20 protein-coding genes and 1 riboswitch are annotated in these 19,518 nt (G+C 73.1%); of the genes, 8 read left to right on the top strand and 12 right to left on the bottom strand.

Features of this window, described 5'->3' with window-relative positions; genetic code table 11:
• Positions 1-5 precede the first annotated feature (5 nt).
• Positions 6-365: a winged helix-turn-helix transcriptional regulator gene (locus tag OG994_RS11260; protein WP_328853124.1), complete on the top strand. Its 360-nt coding sequence runs from the start codon at positions 6-8 to the stop codon at positions 363-365.
• A gap of 7 nt (positions 366-372) precedes the next feature.
• Here OG994_RS11260 and OG994_RS11265 read toward each other — a convergent pair whose 3' ends face one another.
• The 3 genes from OG994_RS11265 to OG994_RS11275 form a co-directional block, all read right to left on the bottom strand.
• Positions 373-1,746 (bottom strand): MGH1-like glycoside hydrolase domain-containing protein, encoded by a 1,374-nt coding sequence (locus OG994_RS11265; RefSeq protein WP_328853125.1) that lies wholly within the window; start codon positions 1,744-1,746, stop codon positions 373-375.
• Positions 1,747-1,883: 137 nt separating this feature from the next.
• Positions 1,884-2,702, bottom strand: a complete 819-nt coding sequence (locus OG994_RS11270; RefSeq protein WP_328853126.1) for a sugar phosphate isomerase/epimerase family protein — start codon at positions 2,700-2,702, stop codon at positions 1,884-1,886.
• A complete protein-coding gene (locus OG994_RS11275; RefSeq protein ID WP_328853127.1) occupies positions 2,699-3,739 on the bottom strand; it encodes a zinc-binding dehydrogenase in 1,041 nt (346 codons plus the stop codon). The genes OG994_RS11270 and OG994_RS11275 overlap by 4 nt, the downstream gene beginning before the upstream one ends.
• Before the next feature lie 117 nt (positions 3,740-3,856).
• On the opposite strand from OG994_RS11275, the gene OG994_RS11280 reads away from it, so the two are divergent.
• The 3 genes from OG994_RS11280 to OG994_RS11290 are packed head-to-tail and all read left to right on the top strand — an operon-like array spanning position 3,857 to position 7,073.
• The gene (locus tag OG994_RS11280) at positions 3,857-5,251 is read left to right on the top strand and encodes an ABC transporter substrate-binding protein (RefSeq protein WP_328853128.1); all 1,395 of its coding nucleotides are present in this window, start codon (positions 3,857-3,859) and stop codon (positions 5,249-5,251) included.
• Entirely contained in the window at positions 5,248-6,207 is a 960-nt protein-coding gene (locus OG994_RS11285) for a carbohydrate ABC transporter permease (protein WP_328853129.1), read from the top strand. The genes OG994_RS11280 and OG994_RS11285 overlap by 4 nt, the downstream gene beginning before the upstream one ends.
• Positions 6,207-7,073: a carbohydrate ABC transporter permease gene (locus OG994_RS11290; protein WP_328853130.1), complete on the top strand. Its 867-nt coding sequence runs from the start codon at positions 6,207-6,209 to the stop codon at positions 7,071-7,073. The genes OG994_RS11285 and OG994_RS11290 overlap by 1 nt, the downstream gene beginning before the upstream one ends.
• A 57-nt stretch (positions 7,074-7,130) precedes the next feature.
• Here OG994_RS11290 and eccB read toward each other — a convergent pair whose 3' ends face one another.
• Positions 7,131-8,519 (bottom strand): type VII secretion protein EccB, encoded by a 1,389-nt coding sequence (eccB, locus tag OG994_RS11295; protein ID WP_328853131.1) that lies wholly within the window; start codon positions 8,517-8,519, stop codon positions 7,131-7,133.
• A gap of 143 nt (positions 8,520-8,662) precedes the next feature.
• Positions 8,663-9,676, bottom strand: a complete 1,014-nt coding sequence (locus tag OG994_RS11300) for a zinc-binding dehydrogenase (protein ID WP_328853132.1) — start codon at positions 9,674-9,676, stop codon at positions 8,663-8,665.
• Between the two features lie 140 nt (positions 9,677-9,816).
• Between OG994_RS11300 and OG994_RS11305 the strand changes: the two genes are divergently transcribed.
• Positions 9,817-10,530, top strand: coding sequence for a spermidine synthase (locus tag OG994_RS11305; protein WP_328853133.1), 714 nt, complete (start codon positions 9,817-9,819; stop codon positions 10,528-10,530).
• Positions 10,531-10,540: 10 nt separating this feature from the next.
• Here OG994_RS11305 and hflX read toward each other — a convergent pair whose 3' ends face one another.
• The 3 genes from hflX to OG994_RS11320 form a co-directional block, all read right to left on the bottom strand.
• A complete protein-coding gene (hflX, locus tag OG994_RS11310; RefSeq protein WP_328853134.1) occupies positions 10,541-11,689 on the bottom strand; it encodes a GTPase HflX in 1,149 nt (382 codons plus the stop codon).
• Positions 11,690-11,777: 88 nt separating this feature from the next.
• Positions 11,778-12,530, bottom strand: coding sequence for a dienelactone hydrolase family protein (locus tag OG994_RS11315; protein WP_328853135.1), 753 nt, complete (start codon positions 12,528-12,530; stop codon positions 11,778-11,780).
• A gap of 100 nt (positions 12,531-12,630) precedes the next feature.
• A complete protein-coding gene (locus OG994_RS11320; RefSeq protein ID WP_328853136.1) occupies positions 12,631-13,476 on the bottom strand; it encodes a bifunctional 5,10-methylenetetrahydrofolate dehydrogenase/5,10-methenyltetrahydrofolate cyclohydrolase in 846 nt (281 codons plus the stop codon).
• Between the two features lie 22 nt (positions 13,477-13,498).
• Positions 13,499-13,578, bottom strand: a riboswitch (ZMP/ZTP riboswitch).
• 305 nt (positions 13,579-13,883) lie between these two features.
• On the opposite strand from OG994_RS11320, the gene OG994_RS11325 reads away from it, so the two are divergent.
• On the top strand, positions 13,884-14,435 hold the full coding sequence (locus OG994_RS11325) for a hypothetical protein (protein WP_328853137.1): 552 nt from the start codon (positions 13,884-13,886) through the stop codon (positions 14,433-14,435).
• Positions 14,436-14,533: 98 nt separating this feature from the next.
• Positions 14,534-15,034 (top strand): hypothetical protein, encoded by a 501-nt coding sequence (locus tag OG994_RS11330; protein ID WP_120330945.1) that lies wholly within the window; start codon positions 14,534-14,536, stop codon positions 15,032-15,034.
• A 58-nt stretch (positions 15,035-15,092) separates the two neighbouring features.
• Here OG994_RS11330 and OG994_RS11335 read toward each other — a convergent pair whose 3' ends face one another.
• Positions 15,093-15,512, bottom strand: a complete 420-nt coding sequence (locus OG994_RS11335) for a hypothetical protein (RefSeq protein WP_328853138.1) — start codon at positions 15,510-15,512, stop codon at positions 15,093-15,095.
• Positions 15,513-15,646: 134 nt separating this feature from the next.
• Here OG994_RS11335 and OG994_RS11340 point away from each other — a divergent pair, with 134 nt between their 5' ends.
• The gene (locus tag OG994_RS11340) at positions 15,647-17,128 is read left to right on the top strand and encodes a glycosyltransferase family 39 protein (RefSeq protein ID WP_328853139.1); all 1,482 of its coding nucleotides are present in this window, start codon (positions 15,647-15,649) and stop codon (positions 17,126-17,128) included.
• A 208-nt stretch (positions 17,129-17,336) separates the two neighbouring features.
• On the opposite strand, the gene OG994_RS11345 is transcribed toward OG994_RS11340, so the two are convergent.
• The 3 genes from OG994_RS11345 to OG994_RS11355 form a co-directional block, all read right to left on the bottom strand.
• A complete protein-coding gene (locus OG994_RS11345) occupies positions 17,337-17,594 on the bottom strand; it encodes a hypothetical protein (RefSeq protein ID WP_328853140.1) in 258 nt (85 codons plus the stop codon).
• A 102-nt stretch (positions 17,595-17,696) separates the two neighbouring features.
• Positions 17,697-18,449 (bottom strand): MBL fold metallo-hydrolase, encoded by a 753-nt coding sequence (locus OG994_RS11350; protein ID WP_120330968.1) that lies wholly within the window; start codon positions 18,447-18,449, stop codon positions 17,697-17,699.
• A gap of 133 nt (positions 18,450-18,582) precedes the next feature.
• Positions 18,583-19,473, bottom strand: a complete 891-nt coding sequence (locus OG994_RS11355; protein ID WP_328853141.1) for an alpha/beta hydrolase — start codon at positions 19,471-19,473, stop codon at positions 18,583-18,585.
• Between the last annotated feature and the right edge of the window lie 45 nt (positions 19,474-19,518).

Consider the following 19,518-nt stretch of genomic DNA (forward strand, 5'->3'; position numbering starts at 1 on the left):
GTCCGATGACATCCGGCGCCAGGCGCGGCCCCTACATCTGCGGCATCGACGCCGCCATGGACGTGGTGTCGGGCAAGTGGAAGTCGCTGATCCTGTGGGAGCTGAACAACTACGGCACCCGCCGTTTCGGTGAGCTGAGGCGCGGCCTGCCCGGCGTCAGCGAGAAGATGCTCATCCAGCACCTGCGGGAGATGGAGGAGGACGGGCTGATCCACCGTGAGGTCTACCGCGAGGTCCCGCCGCGGGTGGAGTACTCCCTCACCGAGCACGGCGCGTCGCTCAACGAGGCGCTGCGCCCGCTCGGCGAGTGGGGTCGGCGGCGGTCCGAGCGCCTCGCCGCCGAGGGCGTCGCCACGCCCGCCTGACCACCCGTCACACGGCCGGCCGCCCGCCGGCCGCGCCGGCGGGCGCGGGCTCGCGGGCCAGCAGGTCGAGCACGAGCGCGGCGGTCCAGCCGAACGCGGGTGAGCCGAGCCCCGCGCCGGTGTCCGGATGGAAGTACTCGTGGCAGCCGGCGCCCGCGACCAGCCCGAGCATGGACCGGCGCAGGCCGTCGGCGAGATCGGCCCGGCCGTGGGCGAGCAGACCGCGGCGGACCAGCCAGTTGATGTTCATCCAGCTCGGCCCGCGCCAGTAGCGCAGCGGCTCGAAGTCCGGCGCGGTCCGGTCGTAGCTGGGCAACGGCCGATCCATCTGTCGGGCCACACCGAACCGCGCCGAACACGCCTCGGTCACGACCGCCGCGACCTGCGGCGCCGGCAGGTCCGGCAGGATCAGGGGCGCCAGCCCGAGCACCGTCCGCGCCGGCACCAGCCGCCCGGTCCGCAGGTCGCGGGGCCGGAACGTCCCGGTCCGCGGGTCGTACAGCCGGCGCACCAGGGCCTCGGTGATGCCGGCCGCCCGCTCCCGGTGCGGCCCGGGGTCGGCGCCGACCAGCGGCGCGATCCGGGCCAGCGCGTGCTCGGCGGCGCCGGCCGCCGCGTTGAACAGCGGGCACTCCACGAGGAACGGGTGCCGCCGGCCCAGGTCGTCGTCGCGGTAGCCGCCGTCGCGGTAGCCGGCGACGATCGCCACGTACCGCGCGTAGTCCAGGTCCGTGGGGCGGTGCGCGGCGGGCGCGTGCCGGGTGTCGTGCCGCCGGTACGCGCGCATCACCGCGACGTCGGCCGGCACGGCGGCCATCGGGCCGTCCCAGGCGGGGCTGTTGTCGAGGCCGGATTCCCACGGGTGCACCACGCAGGCCAGCCCGCCGCCGCCCACGTCCCGCCGGGTGGCGAGGTAGCGCTGCTGGGCCACCAGCCGGGGGTAGAGCCGCGCCAGGGCCGCGCGGGCCGCGTCCGAGGGCGCCCGACGGTAGGCGAGCCAGGCGGTGAGCGCGTGCACGGGCGGTTGCACCAGGCCGGAGGTCGCCGCGGCCGGCGCGCCGTCGGCCCGGTCGGACGCCCAGAACTCCGGCCCGGGAAAGTACGCGCCGACGGGCAGCCGCGGGTTGAACACGATGTGCGGCACCCGCCCGTCGGCCCACTGGGCCCGGAACAGGCTCTCCAGCTCCCGCCAGGCACGGTCGGGGCGGACGTGCGCCAGCCCGACGGCGATGAACGCCGAGTCCCAGCTCCACTGGTGCGGGTAGAGGGTGCGGGACGGCACCGTGTGGTCGTGCTCCCAGTTGCCGTCCAGCGTGGCCACGGCGAGCCGCCACAGCCGTTCCGTGTCGGCGCCGGGCCCCTCCGCCGCACCGGCGCTCACGCCGTCCCCCTCCGGTCCAGCGGTGTTCCCGCCGGGCGCACCGGCGCTCACGCCGGGCCCCGCCGGTTCGACGGCGCTCACGCCGGGGTCCGCCGGTTCGTCGGCGCTCACGCCGGGCCCCGCCGGTTCGGCGGCGGTCACGCGGCGGCCTGCCGGGGCTCGGCGTGCCGCAGCACCGCAGCGGCCTGTTGCAACGCCCGGACCGGGTCGCCGCGCAGCCGGCACTCCAGGGCCAGCCACCCCCCGTAGCCGATCTCCAGAAGGGTGCGGACCAGGGCGCGCCAGTCGAGGTGGCCGGCGCCCGGCTGGTACCGGTTGGAGTCGCTGACCTGCACGTGCCCCAGGTAGGGCGCGGCGGCGCGCAGCGCCCGGTGCACGTCGTCCTCCTCGATGTTCATGTGGAAGGTGTCGGCGACCACCCGCACCGAGGGCAGGCCGAGCGCGGCGCAGAGCACCACCGCCTCGTCGAGCCGGTTGACCATGTGGTCCTCGTACCGGTTGAGCGGTTCCAGGAAGAGGGTGACCCCTTCGGCGCGGGCGTGCTCACCGAGCGCGCCGAGCGCGTCCAGGAGCACCTGCCGGTCACCGGCCGGCGGGCGGGGCGGCTCGAACGGCGGCAGCCGCCGGGAGAACATGCCCCAGGCCGCGGGGGTCATCGCCCCGACGCCGCCCAGCTCGGCGATGACGGAGAGCTGGGAGCGCAGGTTACGGACGGCGTCGGCGGAGCGTACGGGGTCGAAGTCGCCGATGAAGTGGTCCATCTCGACGCAGACGGTGGGCATGACGACGCCGGCGGCGCGGGCCCGGCGCAGTTCGGGCAGGCGGCGGGCGAAGGCGAGGTCGCCGCGCCCGCGCAGCTCGATGCCGTCGTAGCCGAGCGCGACGGCCAGGGCGTACTTCTGGATCAGGTCGGTGCCCGGCAGGAGTTGCTCCTGGCAGGCGATGGGGATGGTCATGGGAACCTCAGCACCACTTGGAGGACGTCACCGTCACCGCGGTCGAGCAACGCCAGCGCGTCGGCCACCGCGCCCGCGTCGACGACATGACTCACCAGCGGCAGCGGGTCCACGCTTCCCTCGGCGACCAGGTCCATGAAGGTCTGGGCGACGCGGGCGCCGGACCACCGGCCGGCCAGGCCGGGCGCCGGGGTCGGCCCGGAGACCTGGGCCGCCACCAGCTGGATCCGGTTGTGGTGGAACTCCTCGCCGAGGCCGAGGCCGTCGGCCTGCCCCTGGTAGAAGCCGGCGGCCACGACGCGGCCGGCGTGGGTGGTGGCCCGGATCGCCTCGTGCAGCGCCGGGTACGCCCCGGACAACTCGAGGCAGACGTCGGCGCCCCGGCCACCGGTGGCGCCGCGCAGCACGGCGGCCGCCGACTCGGTTGTCGCGTCGACGGTGGTCCGGGCGCCGTAGCGGGTGGCGTGGGCCAGCCGGTCGGCGATGCGGTCCACGGCCACGACCCGGGCGCCGGAGAGCACGGCGAGCCGGGTGGCGAGCAGCCCGATGACGCCCTGCCCGAAGACGCCGACCCAGTCGCCGAGGTGCAGGTCCCCGGCGAGCACGGCGGTGAGCGCGATGGCGCCGGGTCGGGCGAAGACGGCGGCGAGCGGGTCGAGCCCGGGTGGCAGGGGGTGGACGGCGTCGGCGGCCAGGACCGCCTCGGCCCGGTGGCCCCAGATCCCCCAGACGAGCTGACCGGGATGCCGGTCGATGACCTCCGGCGCCACCTCGACGATCTCGCCGACCTCCTCGTAGCCGAAGCCGACCAGGGGGTAGGGCACCGGGGACTGGCGGGGCACGAACATCCGGGCGGCGTCGTCCCAGTCCTTGCTGAGGCGGGGGTTGCTGCCCCGGTAGAGGGTCAGCTCGGTGCCGGCGGAGATGCCGGAGTAGCGGGTGCGCACCCGGACCTGGCCGGGACCGAGCGGATCCCGGGGGCAGGGCTCGAGGCTGATCCTGCGGGGCCCGGCCAAGGAGACAACCCAGTTGACCATGAGTCACATCCCGGTAGCACTGAGTTCCATCCTAGAACAAAAAATCGGCATATGTCTTGTCATTGATCAATCGAAGGGGTTGAATCCGCCATGTACCCTTCGAGAGGAGTGCCGTCGATGTCATTCACTCCGATGCGGACGCTCGCCGCTCCCCTGATCCTCGCCCTTCTCGGCGCCACCCTCGTGGCCTGCGGCGACGACGACGCCGACAGCGACAACAACCGGATCACGGTGTGGAGCCTGGAGGACGTCGCCGACCGCGTAACGGCCACCCGTGCCATCGTCGCGGACTTCACCGCCGCCACCGGCGTCCAGGTCGAGCTGGTCACCCTCAACGAGGACCAGTTCCCGTCGCTCATCGCCTCCAGCGCCGCGGCCGGTGAACTGCCCGACGTGGTCGGGGCCGTCCCGCTGGCCGGCGTCCGCACACTGGCCGGCAACGACCTGCTGCACCCCGACGCCAACGGCGACATCGTGGAGGCGCTCGGCCGGCAGACGTTCTCGGCCCGGGCCCTGGAGCTGACCGCCGACGACGGCCGGCAGCTCGCGGTGCCCAGCGACGGGTGGGGACAACTGCTCGTCTACCGCAAGGACCTCTTCGACGCCGCCGGCCTGCCGGCGCCCGACACGTACGAGAAGATCGCCACCGCGGCGGCCCGGCTCCACACCGGCGGGATCGCCGGAATCACCGCGGCGACCGCACCCGGTGACGTCTTCACCCAGCAGACCTTCGAGCACCTGGCCCTGGCCAACGGATGCCAGCTCACCGACGACTCCGGCGCCGTGACGCTCGACTCGCCGCCGTGCGTGGAGGCCTTCCGCTTCTACGGCGACCTGATGCGCAACCACTCCGTGAAGGGCGCCCAGGACGTGGACACCACCCGCGCCACGTACTTCGCCGGCAAGGCCGCCATGCTCGTCTGGTCGCCGTTCATCCTCGACGAGCTGGCCGGGCTGCGCAACGACGCCCGGCCCACCTGCCCCCAGTGCGCGGCCGACCCCACGTTCCTCGCCAGGAACAGCGCATTCGTCACCGCCATCAAGGGCCCCAACGGCACCGAACCCGCCCAGTACGGCGAGATCAGCTCGTGGGCGGTGCTCGACGGCGCCGCAACCGACCCGGCGACCCGCTTCGTCCAATACATGCTCGACGAGGCGTACCCCCGCTGGTTCGGCATGTCCCCCGAGGGCCGGTTCCCCGTACGCGCCGGCACCGCCGACGACCCGGAGAAGTTCCGCACCGCCTGGAACGGCAGCCAGGCCGGTGTGGACGCGAAGAAGCCACTCGCCGAGATCTACGGCGCCCCGCTGCTCGACACCCTGCGAACCAGCCCCGACACGTTCCAGCGCTGGGGCCTGACCCAGGGCCAGGGCACGCTCGTCGGCGCCATCCTCGGTGAACTGCCGGTGCCGAAGGCGCTGGCCGACCTCATCGGCGGGAAGTCCGACGCCGCGGCGGCCGCCGCCCGCGCCAAGAAGGACGTGGAGGCGATCAAGGCGGGCCTCAATTGACCACCACGACGCCGGGCACCGGCCGCTCCCCCACCCGGGCACGGCCGGCGCCCCGCCCCCGCCGCCGACCCCTGACCCTGCGGCGACGCGAGTCCCGCGCCGGCCTCGCCCTGGTCGCGCCGACCCTGCTCGTCGTGATCGCGGTCATCGGCATCCCGATCGTCTGGACGGTGGTGCTGGCGTTCCAGCGGGTCCGGCTCGCCACGCTGCGCCGCACCGGGCTGTTCGGCGAGTTCACCCTCGACAACATCGACCGCGTACTGCACACCCCCGGCTTCGCCGACTCGCTGGTCACCACGCTCGTCTACAGCATCGGCAGCACCGCCGGGTCGATCGCGCTCGGCCTGGTGGCGGCGCTCGTCGTCCGCCGGCCGTTCCGGGGCCGCACCCTGGTCCGGGCGTCGATGCTGCTGCCGTACGTGGCGCCCGTGGTCGCCATGACCTTCGTCTGGCAGGTGATGCTCGACCCGCAGCTCGGCATCGTGAACCACTGGGGCCGGCGGCTGCTCGGCTGGGACGCCCCCGTCCCGTTCCTCTCCCAGGAGTCCACCGCCCTCGCCACGGTTATCGCCTTCGAGGCGTGGCGCTACTTCCCGTTCGCGTTCCTGTTCCTGCTCGCCCGCCTCCAGGCGGTGCCCGCCGACCTGGAGGAGGCCGCGCGGGTCGACGGCGCCACCCCCACCCAGCGCTTCCGCCACATCCTGCTGCCGCAGCTGATGCCGGTGATCGCGCTGCTGGGCGTGCTGCGGTTCATCATGACGTTCAACAAGTTCGACGACGTCTACCTGCTCACCGGAGGCGCCGCCGGCACCGAGGTGGTCAGCGTCCGCGTCTACCAGTTCCTCACCGCGCGCACCGACATCGGCGCGGCCGCCGCCCAGGCGGTCGTGCTGGCCGTGGTGCTCATCGTGTTCGTCCTGATCTACCTGCGCTTCTTCGCCCGGAGGGTGCCCTGATGGACCGCGACCGGGTCGAGACGGTGAGCCTGCGCTGGCTGCGGCGGCTCGTGATCGCCGCGTTCCTGCTGGTCACCGTCTTCCCCTTCTACTACATGCTGGTGCTCTCGGTGCGTCCGGTCGAGCGGCTGCTGCTCGACCCCGGCGCGCTGGTGGTCGGCCTCGGCGAACTCACCGTCGCCACGTACGCCGAGGTGCTCAGGGCCACCGACGACGGCGGCCAGGGCTTCGTCACCTTCATCCGCACCAGCGGCGTGGTGGCCCTCGCGGCGACCCTGCTCACACTGGTCGTGGCGATCCCCGGCGCGTACGCGGTCTCCCGCCTGCGCTTCTTCGGCCGCCGTCAGGTCGACTTCCTGTTCCTGGCCGTCTACCTCTTCCCGTCCATCGTGATCGCCATCCCGCTCTTCGTCGTCTTCACCCGGGCGGGGCTGCGCGGCTCGCTGCTCGGCCTGGTGCTGGTCTACATCTCGCAGACCCTGCCGGTCTCCGTCTACATGCTCAAGAACTACTTCGAGACGATCCCGCTCAGCCTGGAGGAGTCCGCGGCCATCGACGGCGCCGGCCGCCTCGGCATCATCCGCCGCATCAGCCTGCCCCTCGCCGCGCCGTCCATCATGGCCGTCGCCCTCTACGACTTCATGATCGCCTGGAACGAGTTCCTCTTCGCCCTGCTCTTCCTCGTCGACAAACCGCACCGGTGGACGGTGTCGCTCGGGCTCGCGCAACTGGCCGACGGTGTGGAGGTGCCCAAGACCGTGCTGATGGCGGGCTCGGTGATCCTCACCCTGCCGATCGTGCTCCTGTTCTTCGCCAGCGAGCGGCTGCTCACCGAGGGGCTCACCAGCGGCGCGGAGAAGGGCTGACCCCGGGCGTCGCCGGTGAGCCGCTCCTGGCGGTCGGGCTGCACTCTGACGCGCTGGTCAGCCGGGTGCCGCGACGGCCCGCGCGGCCGCCGGGTCGAGCGTGGCGCCGGCGGGCACGAGGCTCACGACGCCGGCCGGCAGCCGCGCCGGACGCACGTCGCGGTAGCCGAGCATGGCGAGCACGCCGCGGTCGGTCACCGCGTGCCGGCGTCCCAGGTCGGTGACCACCGAGATCGCGCCGCCGGTGGCGCCCGGGGCCGGGACCGCCTCGACCACGGCGCCCCGGCCCGGCGCCACCACGACGTGGTCGGCCCGTACCCCGCCGGCCGTCCCGGCGCCGGTGCGCGGCGCGCCGGCGAGGTCCGGCAGCGCCGCGCCCACCCGCACCTGGGCGACGGCCGCGTCACCACCCACCCGGGCGCACAGGCCCCCGCCGTCGAGGGAGGCGAGGCGGGGCGGGGACGCCGGCGGGGCGTCCGGGCCGGCCGGCGCCAGGTCGGGCGCCGCGGGCAGGGCCGCGAACCGGCCGAGGCTGATCGGCTCCGGCTCGCCCTGACCGGTGCGGGCCAGCAGCAGTGCCGCCTGCAACTCGGTGACCCCGGCCAGCCCGTCCCGGACGGCGACCGCGTACTGCCGGCCGCCCCCGGAGTTGCGCACCAGGTAGACGTCGCCGATCCGGGCGCCCGGTACCCGGGCGGACGGCTCGCCGAGCGACGGGACGGGCGGCGGGGCCAGGTCGGCGCCGGCCGGCAGCGCGTTCAGCAGCGCCGGGGCCGCCGGCACGGCCCGGGCCCGGGTGGTGGCCAGCGCGGCCAGCACCCGGTTCGTGTCGCGGATCCGGTGGCGCTGGTCGTGCCACACCAGATGCAGTCCGCCGTCGGGGTGGCGCAGCAGCAGCGCCTCGTCGCCGAGTTCGCGCCCACCGGCGGTGCCCGTGCCGATCAGCAGCGCCGAGCGCGGGACGGCACGGCCGGCGTCGGCGGGCGGCAGCGAGCAGACGGTCCAGGGCGCGCCCGACAGCCGGGCCGCGGCGGGCAGCGAGTCGGGCGCGTCGGCGATGCCCAGCGGAAGGCCGCGGGGCACCCCGTCGATCGACCGGCGGGACACGAGCACGGTCCGCGGCCGCTCCGCGCCGACGATCAGCAGCGCCGAGGCGTAGTTGAGCACCGGGTGCAGCTTCCGCTCGCGGTAGACGTACCGGGCGCCGGACTCCTTCTCCACGATGACCGCGCCGGGGTCGCGCCAGGCGCTGCCACCACCGGCGAAGAGCCCGTACAGCGCGAAGCCGCCCAGTCCGATCGCGGCGACGAGCACGCTGGCCAGCCCGGCACCGGCCAGACGCCGGAACGGGGACTGCGCCGGGTCCGTCTCGCGCATGACCAGGGCGGCGACCGCCCGCTGGACGGTGAACTGGTACGAGTGCAGCTGGTCCTGCCGCGACGGCATGCCACCCCTTCCGGTGCACGGAACGGGGCACAGGATAAGCGCTGCGTCGATCCCCCGTGGACCCTCCGTGTCGTCGGTGGCCGGTCCACGCGGGTTCCGACGGCCGCACGGGCACCGGGACCGGTGTGACCCGGGACCGCCGCTCAGGGCCGCAGGATGAGGCGGATCGGGTCGCCCTCCTTGCTCTGCGCCCGCCGTACGGCCTCTGGGGCGTCGGCGAGTGGCAGCACGTCGCTGACCGACGCGCGCAGGTCGAGCCGTCCCTGCCCGGCCAGCGACACCAGTTGCACCACGTGCTCGGCCTCCGAGCCGTAGTGTCCGAGCACCGCCTGCTGGAGGTAGTTGAACGGGCTGTCCGAGGCGATGGTGACGGGTTTGTTGGCGATGCCGGCGAGCACCAGCCGGCCACGGCGGCCCAGCAGCGTGAGGGCCTGCTCGCGGACGGGGGTCACGCCCGCGAAGTCGAACGCCACGTCCAGTCCGCGCCCGCCGGTGAGGCCGAGCAGCGCGTCGCGCAGACCCGCGTCGGCCGGGTCGAACACGGCGTCGGCGCCGAGGGCGAGCGCCCGGTCGCGGGCGGCGTCCAGCGGGTCCAGGGCGATCACCGGTGCCGCGCCGACGAGCCGTAGCAGTTGCACGGCGTGGGCGCCCAGGCCGCCGACGCCCCACACCGCCACGGCCTCGCCGGGGCGGGTCCGCCCGGTGTCGGTCACCGCCGCCCAGGGCGTGGAGACCGCGTCGGGGATGATGCAGGCCTGTTCGAACGGCAGGTCGTCGGGGATCGGCACGAGCGTCTCCGCGCTGGCAACGGCGTACTCGGCCCATCCCCCGTCGTAGTCGACGCCCCGGGTGAACACGGTGCCGCGCTGGTCGCGCTCCCCGGCCTGGAGCAGCACCCGCTGGCCCGGTTGCCAGCCCGTCACCCCCTCGCCGAGCGTGTCGACGGTCCCGGCCACCTCGTGGCCGAGTGTCACCACGTCGCCGGGTAGGTAGAGCGGGCTCAGCGTGCCGTCGATCAGGTGCACGTCGGAGAGGCAGACGCCGGCCGCCGCGACCCGGATCCGCACCTGCCCGTGCGCGGGCTCGGGCACCGGGACCGTCTCCATCCGCAGCGCCCGGTCCGTCAGGTGCAGCCGTCCGGCCAGCATCTCCGCCATCGTGCGCTCCCCGCGTCGACCCGTCTCCGACGGGCCGGCTTACCCGCCGGCGGCGATCCGATGCCTGCCCCGCGTGGCCGGGGCGCGTCAGGCGCGCGGCCGGATAGCATCCGCACGGCAGCAGCGTAGGGAGGATCCGGGTGGGCGTCCGCTTCGAGGAACTGGCCTGGCGGGAGACGCCGCTCGGGCTCATCAGCCTGCGCCGGCGCCGCGACCCCGCGCTCGACGTCGACGTGTACGAGGTCAAGCTCGACGACGAGTTCCTGATGTCCAGTCTCTTCCCGGTCGCGGAGATCGAGCTGGCCCGGCTCGGGCTGGCCCCGCTGACCGGCGCGGACCTCGACGTGGTGGTCGGCGGGCTCGGTCTCGGCTACACCGCCCGCACCGCGCTGGCCGACGAGCGGGTGCGGTCGCTGTTCGTGGTCGAGGCGGTCGAGGACGTCATCGACTGGCACCGGCGGGGGCTGCTGCCGTTCGCCGCCGGGCTGGCCGACGACCCGCGGACCCGCCTCGTGCGGGCGGACTTCTTCGCCGCCGTCGACGGCGACGGGTTCGACCCGGACCGGCCGGGACGCCGCTTCGACGCCGTGCTGCTCGACATCGACCACTCCCCCCGGCACGTGCTGCACCCGGGGCACGCCCCGTTCTACACGCCGGACGGGCTGCGCCGCCTCGCCGACCACCTGCACCCCGGCGGTGTGTTCGCGCTCTGGTCCGACGATCCGCCCGACGCGGACTTCGCGCGCACGCTCGCCGAGGTCTTCGCCACCGCCCAGACCCACGTGGTGCCGTTCCCCAACCCGCTGACCGGGGGCCAGTCGGCCAACACCGTCTACGTGGCCCGGCGCGCCTGACGCGGCGGGGTCAGCGTCGGGCGAGCCGTTCGGCGAGGGTCGTCCGCAGCTCGGCGATCCCGGCGCCGGTCAGCGCGGAGACGGGCACCGCCTGCGGGTGCGCCCGGCACAGGGCGTCCACCCACTCCGGCGGCGCGATGTCGATCTTGTTGAGGACGAGCAGCTCGGGCACGTCGCCCGCGCCGATCTCGTGCAGCACCCCGTGCACGGTGGTGATCTGGTCCAGCGCGTCGGGCGCGGACGCGTCGACCACGTGCAGCGCCAGGTCGCTGCCGGTGACCTCCTCCAGCGTGGAGCGGAACGCGTCCACCAGTTGGTGCGGCAGGTGCCGCACGAAGCCGACCGTGTCGGTGACCGTGAAGGTCAGCCCGCCGGCGGTCAACCGCCGCACGGTCGGGTCGAGGGTCGCGAACAGCACGTCCTGGACCTGGGCGTCCGCCCCGGTCAGCCGGTTGAGCAGGGCGGACTTGCCGGCGTTGGTGTAGCCGGTGATCGACACCGAGGGCACCTGGTTGCGGGAGCGCCGGTTGCGGGTCCGCTCCCGCCGCCGGGACAATTCCGCGGCGTTGCGGCGCAGCCGCGTCGCCCGCTGCCGCAGCCGCCGGCGCTGCGTCTCCAGCCGCATCTCACCGGGTCCGCGTACGCCCATGCCGGCGCCGCCGGCCATGCGGCCGCCACCGACCCGCGACAGCGACCGGCCGTCGCCGCGCAACCGTGGCAGCTGGTACGCGATCTGCGCCAGTTCCACCTGGAGCCGGCCCTCACCGGTGCGGGCGTGTTCGGCGAAGATGTCCAGGATCAGTGCCGTCCGGTCCACGACGCGCACCCCGACCCGTTCCTCCAGGTTGCGGATCTGCCCGGGCGACAGCTCGCCGTCGGCGATGACCACCTCGGCGCCGGTGCGCTCGGCCAGCGCGGCCAGCTCGTCGACCTTGCCGGAGCCGAGATAGGTCGCCGGGTCCGGCCGGGGCCGGTTCTGCACCACGGCGTCGGCCACGTCGAGCCCGTCGGTGTCGGCGAGCCTCCGCAGCTCCTCCAGCGACGTCGCGGTGCCCGACCCGGTGTCGCCGGCCTCCTCCTCGCGTACCCCGGCCAGCAGCGCCGTGGGCCGACGTCCCGGTTCGCCCACTCCCGTGCCCAGCAACCACGTTCCGGCCACTCCGTCACCTCACCTCGTCACCGGCGGACGAGGCGTGCTACCCGGCCAGGCGGTCACCATGCCCGACGGCGGTCGCCGGACCGGCGGCTCAGCGGCCGAACGTGCGGTCCAGCAGGTCGAACATCGCGGCCCAGTGCCGCTGTGTGGCCTTCTCGTCGTACTCGGCCGTGTCGGCCATGGTGAACCCGTGCGGCGCGCCCTCGTACACCTCGGACCGGTACCGGACGCCGGCGGCGTCGAGGGTCCGCTCGAGCGTGGCGATCTGCTCGGCGGTCATCGACCGGTCGTGGTCGGCGTGCGCGAAGTACAGCTCGCCGGTGACCGAACCGACCCCCAGGTGCGGGCTGTCGGGAGCGTCGGTGACCACCCGGCCGGCGTGGAAGCTGGCCAGCGCCGCGATCCGCTGCGGGTGGGCCTCGATGGCCCGCAGCGCGTTCATCCCGCCCATGCAGTACCCGACGACGGCGACCGGCCCCGGCGCGACCCCGTCGAGTGCGGCCAGGAAGTCCAGGTACGCCGCCGCGTCCCGGGCGACGACCTCGGGGGTCAGCGCCGCCATGTGCGGCCCGATCCGGGCGAAGATGGCGCCGCGCTGCCCGGGGTCGCCCAGCAGGGACAGGTCGAACAGCGGCGACCGGCCGGCGCGGTAGAACAGGTTGGGGACCAGCACCACGTGGCCCCGGGCGGCGATGTGCTCGGCCATCTCCGCCAGCCGGGGCCGCAGACCGAACGCGTCCATGAAGACGAGCACCGCCGGGAACGGCCCCTCCCCGTCGGGGCGTACGAGGTACGCGTCCGCGACCCCGTCGCCGGTCCTGACGTCCACCGTCGTCGTCCGCACCATTGCCCTCCCCGCGTGACTGGCTCCGACGGACGACGCTACTCCGCGGGTCGTCACCCCGCGCGGCGGACCGGCCGCCCCCACGCCCGGGGGCCGCCGGTCACCCCTGAGCGTGCCGCTCGGCGGCGTCGACGGTCTGCGACAGCAGCACGGCGATGGTCATCGGCCCGACGCCGCCGGGGACGGGGGTGATGAGTCCCGCCCGGGCGGCCGCGGCGTCGAACTCGACGTCCCCCACGTTGCCCGGGTTGTAGCCGGCGTCGACCACCACGGCCCCCGGCTTGATCCATTCGCCGCGGACCAGTTCCGGCACGCCGACCGCGGCCACCACCACGTCGGCCTCACGGACGTGGGCGGCGAGGTCGACGGTGCGGGAGTGGCAGTACGTCACCGTGGCGTCGCGCCCCAGCAGCAGCATGCCCACCGGCTTGCCGAGGATCGCGCTGCGCCCCACGACGACCGCCCGGCGCCCGCGCAGCGGCACCTCGTACGCGTCCAGCAGCCGCATGATCCCGCCGGGCGTGCAGGAGGCGAAGCCGGGGTCGCCGAAGGCCATGGCGGCGAACGACGCGCCGGTCACCCCGTCGACGTCCTTCCCGGCCGGGATGGCCTCGAACGCGGCCCGCTCGTCGATCTGTGCCGGCACCGGGTGCTGCAACAGGATGCCGTCGACCCGCGGATCGGCGGACAGGTCCCGCAGCAGCCCCACCAGTTCCTCGGTGGCGGTCGACGCCGGCAGGTCCACGCGGCGCGACTCGATCCCCACCTCCGCGCAGCGGTTGACCTTCATCCGGACGTACGTGTGGGAGGCGGGGTCGTCCCCCACCAGGACCGTGGCCAGACAGGGCCGGCGCCCGTGCGCGAGCTGGAACGCGGTGGCGCGTTCCGCCGTGGCGTCGAGCAGCTGACGGGACAGCGCCCGCCCGTCCATCAGGGTCGCGGTCATGCTCGGCTCCTCACCTCGTGGTGAGGAGCACCCAGGCGGACGATGCTCCCGCTGACAGCGCTCCCCGGTGGTGACCCACCCTCGCCAGTCGCGCGGTCACAGATTATCAACACCCGGTCGCCCGTCCGCGCGTCGCACGTGGGGCGGTCTCCCGCACCAAGACCGTGATCAATTCGTGATCTTCACCTTCCGTCAATTCATGACGGTCAGTGGATACGACGGAGGATCATTCCGGACTTTCTTGATCACTTACGGTGCGTCGGACGCTCCTGACGCGGTTGATCCTCCCCCGCGCACAGGCGCGGGACCGTATCGTTGCGCCACTCGGACGGTGCCCCGCGGGTCTGCACCCCGCGGGGCACCACGTTCCCATCCCCCTGGCAGGAGGACATGTGAGAACTCGTTCCATGCTAATCCACCGCGCTCGGCGTGGTCGCTTCACCAGGTCGACCCTGGCTGCGGTCCTGGGCGTCGGCGCGACCCTCGTGGCGGTCGAATCCGCCCGAGCGGAGGGACCCGTCACGCCCATGGCCTGTGTCGACATGGGTTGGCACTACCGCACCTTCTCCAAGCAGGATCTGCACATTCCCGCTGGAATCCACTTCAAGTCCGGTCCGGGAGGCACGGTGGGTGCCTCGATCCAGTACAACCTGTCGACGACCTTCGCTGTCTCCAGCGGGATATCCGTGAGCGCGAGCGCAGTCGTGCTCTCGGCCGAGGGCACGTTCGGCATCAACGCCTCCGTCACATCGTCGTTGGCGCAGAGCTACACATATTCCCGGACCATCAGCTCAGGGAAGTACGGCAACCTCCAGTTCGGAAACTGGGGTTGGCGGATGGGCGTCGAGAAGTACTACATGAACTCGAACTGCGTCAAGACCGACAGCGTGACGGGAACGGTCACCAGAATGCCCAGTGCACTTTCCTGGGGTTACCGGTACTGGGAGACATCTTCCTGATCGGAGGGTCGACGTGTGGCACCCGGTCGCCGATCCTCGGCAACCGGGTGCCACGGAGAGCGGAGGTAGACATCAAGACCCCGACCACCAACGCAGCGGTGTGCGCCATCTTGTGCGTCCCGCTCGTCATGACCGCGTGTACGCCCGCGCCGGACAGTCCGAGCGACGACGCCGCGCCCTCCGCATCGGTCTCCGCACCCGCCTCCCCGAGCCTCTCGCCGGAGATCCCGCGCCATCTACTGGCGGCCGACAGAGCCAACACGAAGGTGGCCAACACGGTCGTCGCCATCAGCGCCCGCCCGACGGCGACGATCCAGGACTCCAGGCTCATGGCCATGGTTATCCGTGACGAGGGGCGTGACGAATGGGAGGCGGGCAACTATCGACTGGTGGTGTACTGCGTCGGAGAAGGCACGGTGTTCGCGCACTTCCGCATAGGCGGGGAATCGGGCATCACGGAACTCCCCCCGTGCTCCCCCACGGTCACCACCGGTACGGTTGATCTCCACCTGGCGGCCGATGCGAAGAACTCGTCCGTCCTGATCATCCCGGCCGGCAACGCTCAGGCCGCGGTGGCTTACCAGATTCAAAAGATGTAGCTGTGGATCCGCACGGGTGGACGGGCTGCGGTTGGTCGACCGCGGCCCGTCCTGTTCGTCAGTCGCCAGATCGTCTCGGCTTCTCAGCCTGCCCTACGCCGACCGGTGGGACCGATGGCCTCGACCGGCGACCGTGTCGCCGCCTCCGCAGCCACCCGAGGACGGCCCCCGCCGTGAGGATCCACACGATCGGCAACCACCAGTACGGGTTGAGGCCGACGCTCTGAAGCGGCCACGCCACGGTCAGGCACCAGCAGAGGGCGATCACCGAGGCCAGAGCTGTGGACCGGGCCCACGACCATTCCCGCAGCGATGTCGAGAAGTCGTAGTACGCCGCCACCACCGAAATCAGCACGAGCCCGACGACCGTCTCGATGGGTTCCCACGGGCCTTCGGCGGCGCTGATGCTCACCGTGGCCGCGAGCGCGACACCCAGGAGCGCCGCCTGGTCGACGTTGCGTGCTGATGGCGTACCCATGGCCCTCCGCCCTCCCCGGCACGTCCCGGCCGCCGGTCGGACAGCGGCGTGAGCGTCGGGCCCGCAGGTACGGGTCCACATCGACGGCGGACGCCGGCTAGCCTACCGCTGCACCTACGGGGGTAGGAGATGTCGTGAGCCGCAGCAAGAGCGTGCTCGTTCCGTTCGGCGTCGGCTTCGTCGTCATGCTCGCGGTTGCCGGGACGTCGTTGACCAGTGTGCCGTTGAGTTGGGACGAGGGCGCCACGCTCTCCGCCGCGACCCGGTCGCCGGGTGACCTTGTCCACCTGGCCGCCCACAAGGACGCGGTCATCGCTCCCTTCTATCTGGTGCTCGGGGGCATGGTCAGGATCTTCGGGGAGTCCGATGTGGTCCTGCGCCTGCCCTCGCTCCTGGCGATGGCGGCGGGCGCCGGGGTGACCGCAGAGCTGGGCCGGCGCGCGGCGGGGCAGGCAGCCGGGGTCGTGGCGGGCCTCATCTGTTCGGCGGTGCCCAGCCTGGTGTCGTTCGCCCAGACGGCGCGGCCGTACGCGTTCGCGTTCCTGTTCGCGACCCTGTCGTCCCTGCTGTTGCTGACGGCCGTACGGGCACCCGCCTGGTGGCGTTGGACGGCATACGGCCTGTGCCTGGCCCTCACCGGGGTCTTCCATCTGGTCGCGCTCTCGGTGCTCGGCGCACATGTGGTGATTCTGGCGATGACGTGGTGGAAGGAACGCGACCGCACGCTCTGGCCGGCGATTCCCGCGATCGGCGCCGCGCTGGTGGTCGTGGCGCCGCTCGTGTGGTGGGGCAAGGGCCAGCGGTCCGGCCAACTCCACTGGGTGGCGACACCCACCTGGAAGACGGTCGTCGCGCTGCCGGGTGACATCACGTTCAGCGCGGCCGTGGGGTACGTGCTGGTGGGGCTCGCGGTCACCGCGTACGCCGCCCTGCCCGCGCGCAGATACGCCGAACTCGTCGCCCTCGCCGCGGTGCCGGTCGTCGCGGTCATCGGGGTCTCGCTGGTCGCTCCGGTGTGGGTGCCCCGTTACGGCATCTTCCTTCTCGCGCCCACGGCGGTCCTGGCCGCCGCCACCATCACCGCTGAACGGGTACCGGCGGCCGGCGTGTCACGGCTCGTGCGTGCCGTGACGATCGTCGGGGCGCTGGCGTTCCTCTCGCTGCCCGCGCAGATCTCGCTCCGGCAGACGCGCAACGCGCCGAACACCCGCACCATGGCCGCCGCCATCCACGAGAACGCGGCCGCCGGTGATGTGATCGTCTACACCGACTACGCCTGGTCGATGCGGCCGACGCTCACCCACTACCTCGGCGAGTTGGAGTGGTCGCGTACCGCGCAGCCGCCGGACGTCCTGGTGCGGCGGACGGCGGCCGCCAACGGGACGTTGGAGGCGACCGAGTTCGGAGACATCCGTGGAAAGCTGGCCGGCGCCCGCCGCATCTGGCTCATCGGCCCGGCCGCCGGAGTCTTCGGTACGCCGCAGGATCCGCTGTCCGCGCCCGGCCCGAAGATCACGTACATCAGCGAGCGTTACGAGGTGCGGCAGACCCACACGTTCCAGGCCGGACGCGCGGTACTGCTGGTGGCGCGTTACGACGCGGGCCGCCCGGCGTGAGCCGTTGCGGCACGGCCATCAGGCGCGTCAGGTTCAGGGCTGGCCCGCATCCGATCGACACCATGAGAGCCTGACCCCTGTGCCGCTTCCCGATGCTGACCTCGCTGTAGTGACCGCCGCTGCCTCCTCCCCGGACTGGCAGGTGCGCGCGCAGGCGGGCCGCGACCTGGCTGGTTGGGCACACCGTGGCGACGTCGGCGAGGTCCTGCTACGCCTGGTCCTCGACCGCCACGACACCGCCGTCACCGACGCCACCAGCCGAGCGCTGCTGCAACGCCACGACGTGCACGGCCTGCGCGTCATCGCCCGCGCTCTCGCCGCCGCACATGACAGCGAGTACGCCGATCACCTGCACGACGCGGTCACACAGCACCTCCTGCCCGACGGCCCGGTCGCCGAGTTCCGCGACCTCTGCGACGAACTCGGCGAAGACCCGGACCCGGCTGTACGACGGGGGGCCACCCACCTACGGAACATGGCCGCACCGTGGACTTCGACGCCGTGACACCTCGGGTTTCGCCGCTGCCCACCACTGCCCCGGCCGTTCGGGCGCGCCGTCGCGAGGCGGTCAGCGATCTGGCCTCCCCAGTTCGAGGGTGAGGTCTTCTTCGGCCGCCAGCACCGGACCGTCGAACTCCACCTGCGCCGCGGCCACTGCCGCTGCCCGGTCGTTGCCGGGCCAGAAGTGGGTGAGCATGAGTCGGCGGGCGCCGGCCCGCCGAGCCCAGAGACCGGCCTCGGTGGAGGTCATGAGATTGCGTGTGGGGCGACTTGTCTCGCCGTCGCGGTCGGTGGCCTCGACGATGAACAGGTCGGCGTCACGGCCCAGTTCCGCGAGAGCCGGGGTCGGGCCGGTGTCCCCGGAGTAGGCCAACGCCATCTTGTCGGCCTGTAGGCGGATGCCCGCGTTGGGCACGTAGTGCGGCAGTGACAGTCCGGTGAGGTCGAACGGCCCGACCCGGTAGCTACCCGGCAGCGGGCGCAGGTCGAAGACCGCATGCAGATCGACGTCGGGCTCCAAGCCGCCGATCCGGTCGAGCACGCCTGGCGGGCAGTACAACGGCAGCCGTGGTCCCGAAGACTCACCGTAGAACCGCATACGGAACAGCCCGTGCAGGTCGATGCAGTGGTCGGGATGCTCGTGAGTGATGACCACCGCGTCCACCGCACCATCGGGCCAGTGCCGGAGCAACCGCGGCAGCGTGGCGTAGCCCAGGTCGAGCACCAGGCGGTAGCCGTCCCAGTCCACCGCGAAACCGCTACAGGCACGGCCCGGCTCGGGAAAGGCGCCACAACTGCCGAGCACGGTGACCTGTCGCATCGGCACAGACTGCCAGACCGCCAGCGGCGTGGTGTGGTGGTGGCACGGTTCATGGCCCGTGGATGGCCCGGGACGACACAGAACTGACCGGCGCGGTCTCCAGAACTCAGCGAGGCCGGCCCGGCCCGGCCGATCACGTCGCCAGAGCGCGGCGCAGCACGGTGCCCAGTTCGGCGAGCTGCCGCTGCGACACCTCGGCGGGAAGGGCCTGCGACCCGTGGAAGGTGCCAGGCCACTGGTGCAGCTCGACCGAGACACCTGCCTGCAGCAGGCGCAGCGCGTACTCGATGGCTTCGTCACGCAGCGGGTCGAACTCGGCCGTGGCGATGTAGGCGGACGGCAGGCCGGACAGGTCGGTGGCCCGCGCCGGAGCGGCGTAGGGCGTGGCGGGCGCGGAGCCCAGGTAGTGCCGCCACACTGCGGCGATCTTGTCGCGGCTCATCCAGGGTGTGTCGGTGAAGGTCTGCTGCGACCAGGTCTGCTGCCGGTCGTCGAGCATCGGCTGGTTGAGCAGTTGGAAGCGGATCGGAGGGCCCTGCTCCTCGCGGGCCCGCATCGCCAGCCCGGCCGCGAGCGCCGCGCCGGCGCTGTGGCCGCCGACCGCGATTCGTTCTGGGTCGACACCGAGCTCGGCGGCGTGTGCGGCCGTCCACGCGAGCACCGCGTAGGCGTCGTCGAAGGCGGCCGGGAACGGATTCTCTGGCGCCAGGCGGTAGCCCACCGAGATCACCACCGCGCCGGAGCCCTCGGCGATCCGGAGGGCTTGCGTGTGCTCGGTGTCCAGGCTGCCGAAGACGCCTCCGCCGCCGTGCAGCCAGACGACGGCGCCCTGCGCCCGGGCGGGGCGGTAGATGCGAATCGGCACGTCAGGAGCGGCGGGCACCGTGCGGTCCACCACCTCGATCCCCACGGTGTCCGGCATCGGCCTCATCGCGGCTCTGGCGAGCGCCTCGCGGGCGGCGACCGGGTCGGTCAGGTCGACGGACGGCAGTAGCGGGATGAATGCTTCCAGCTCGGGATCCATGCGATCCATCCTCACGGCCCTCCCCTGCCGGATCACCCGCCATCC

Origin of the sequence: Micromonospora globbae (genome assembly GCF_036184225.1) — a bacterium.
Taxonomy (GTDB): domain Bacteria; phylum Actinomycetota; class Actinomycetes; order Mycobacteriales; family Micromonosporaceae; genus Micromonospora; species Micromonospora globbae.